This window comes from Actinomadura chibensis NBRC 106107 (genome assembly GCF_001552135.1).
GTDB lineage: Bacteria > Actinomycetota > Actinomycetes > Streptosporangiales > Streptosporangiaceae > Spirillospora > Spirillospora chibensis.
In genome coordinates, this window is record NZ_BCQP01000118.1 from 1 (window position 1) to 2151 (window position 2151).

Consider the following 2151-nt stretch of genomic DNA (forward strand, 5'->3'; position numbering starts at 1 on the left):
GGATGCCGCGGGCGTGGGCTTGTTCGATGAGGTCGACGAAGTCTCCGAGGTCGCCGAAGTCGGGCAGGATCTGGGTGTAGCCGGAGATGTCGTAGCCGCCGTCTTTGAGGGGTGACTGGTAGATCGGCAGCAGCCACAGGCAGTCGACCCCGAGCCATTGCAGGTGGTCGAGTTTGCCGATCAGGCCGCGGAGATCGCCGTAGCCGTCGCCGTTGGAATCGGCGAACCCGCGCACCGACACTTCGTAGAACACCGCCGTCTTGAACCAATGCGGCGTGCTCCGCGTGTGCGCGCCGAACGGGTCGGGGGCCGTCCGGGCGTCCGGCGGGCGTGCCTCCGTCTCCAGGGCGGTGACCTGGTCGGACGTGGTGCGCGTGTCGTGCGTCGGCTGGCCGTGCATGGGTCACCCCGGGTGCGTTGGAGACATCTAGATCAGCGATTCCCCCCGTCCGCCGGAACGACGTTCGCGACAGGCAACCATCCGTAAAAGGTTCAGTACAGACGGTGACCGCGGTTCTCGTTCCGGCGGGGGAGCGCCCCGGACCCCTCGGCGCCCCTCCGCCCGGTCCATCCCGCCGATTTCCCCGGCGCGGACGCGTCCGAACGCTTGCCGCGCGACGGTTGTGTCATGTCCGGGTTTTTAGATTCGTCGCTTTTTTCGCCGGATGCCGCGGGTAGGTCGTTTCCAAGCTCAGAACCCGTCATCGCGACGGGTTCTACTCAGTTCGGACGGAAAAACGTCCGTCCCCAAAGCGATCGGAGGGACAGTGAAGCGCTGGGAGATGTCGCCATCGGTCGTACCGACGCGCGATGACCTCGTGGCGCGGCTGCGCGTTCGCTTCGCCGACGTCCCGGCAGAGAACGTGCGCCGCTGCGTGGACGACCTGTGGTGCTGCTGCGCCCATCTCGGGGTGCGGCCCGAGGAGCGGATCATCGAGCGTCTCGCGGCGTCCCGGCTGACGGGCGTCGTGCGGGGAGGCCGCCCGCCGTATCCGGACGCGCGGCCCGCGTCGAGTCCGCCCGGCTCCCACGCCTCCGCGGCCCGCGCCGCCGCGCCGCCGCTGCGGCGCGCCGGGCTGCCGCCGGCCGGGCCCGCCGACCTGTCCGCGCCGCGCCGGTCCGCCCGCGCGGCCACGAGAACCCCGATCGGGATGTGACCCATGAAGGACACGACCGTGCCGGGCCTGAGCATCGAGACCCGGCGAGGGTTCATCGTGCTCAGCCTGCCCGCGCAGATCAGCTGGCGGAACTACGCGGGGATCCGGGAGGGGGTGAGCAAGGCCCTGACCCTCGCCGCCGGACCCGGCGGCGGGCGGCGCCGCGGCGTGGTCGTCGACTTCGGCGACGCGGTGCTGCTGGACGCGGCCGGGCTCGTCCTGCTGGCCCGCGCCGAGACCCGGGCGCGGCTGCTCGGCTGCGCGCTGCGGGCCGTGGTGCCCGCGCCCGCCGCGCACGTGCGGCGCGCGCTGCGGATCACCGGGCTGGCGGGGCTCGTCCCGGTGTTCCCGGACGTCGCGGCGGCGACGGCCGAGCCCGTCCCCGCGCGCGGCCGGGGGGACGCCGACCCCTCGCACGTGCTGGACGCGATCCGCGCCCTGCACCCGGGGGACGCCGGGCTCGCGCCGCACCCGCCCGCGCCGTCCGAGCTGACGATCACCACGTCCGCGGCCGGTGACGGCGACCACACCGTCGTGCACCTGTCCGGCGTGCTGGACGAGGCCACGGTGCCGCGCCTCGGCGAGACGCTGACCACCATGGTCGAGGGCAGGAACCTGCGGCACCTCATGGTGCGGATGCACGAGCGGCTCGGCGTCCGCTGCGACCCGCTGCCGATCCTGCTCGGCATCCGCTGGCGCGTCGCGGCGGACGGCGGCTGCCTGTCGCTGCCCGCGCTGCCCGCCCGGCTCCGCGAGATCATCGACCGGGAGGGGCTCGGCTCGGTCTTCACCGGCTGCCGCACCGGCCAGGACCGCCGGCTCAGCGCCGAGCCCGTCTGACTCAGCTCCCGCGCGTCGTCCGGTCCCGGTTCTGCTTCTCCTTTCCTTTGCCGTTCCTGATTCCGTTTCCGAATCCGTTCCCTTTTCCCGGCCGGACGCGCTGCCGCGCGGCACGGCCCTCACCGGCCCGCACAGGTCCGACGTCGGCTTTCTC

General features: G+C 73.0%; 3 protein-coding genes. 2 read left to right on the forward strand and 1 reads right to left on the reverse strand.

Annotated features, from left to right (window positions below; all coding sequences use genetic code 11):
• Positions 1 to 400 (reverse strand): alpha-amylase family glycosyl hydrolase (locus tag ACH01S_RS41665; RefSeq protein ID WP_255220393.1); only part of this gene is annotated, 400 nt, incomplete at its 3' end.
• 382 nt (positions 401 to 782) lie between these two features.
• On the opposite strand from ACH01S_RS41665, the gene ACH01S_RS44230 reads away from it, so the two are divergent.
• Positions 783 to 1157 (forward strand): hypothetical protein, encoded by a 375-nt coding sequence (locus ACH01S_RS44230; RefSeq protein ID WP_148344637.1) that lies wholly within the window; start codon positions 783 to 785, stop codon positions 1155 to 1157.
• Between the two features lie 3 nt (positions 1158 to 1160).
• Positions 1161 to 1997 (forward strand): STAS domain-containing protein, encoded by an 837-nt coding sequence (locus tag ACH01S_RS41675; RefSeq protein ID WP_067905853.1) that lies wholly within the window; start codon positions 1161 to 1163, stop codon positions 1995 to 1997.
• The last annotated feature ends 154 nt before the right edge of the window (positions 1998 to 2151 follow it).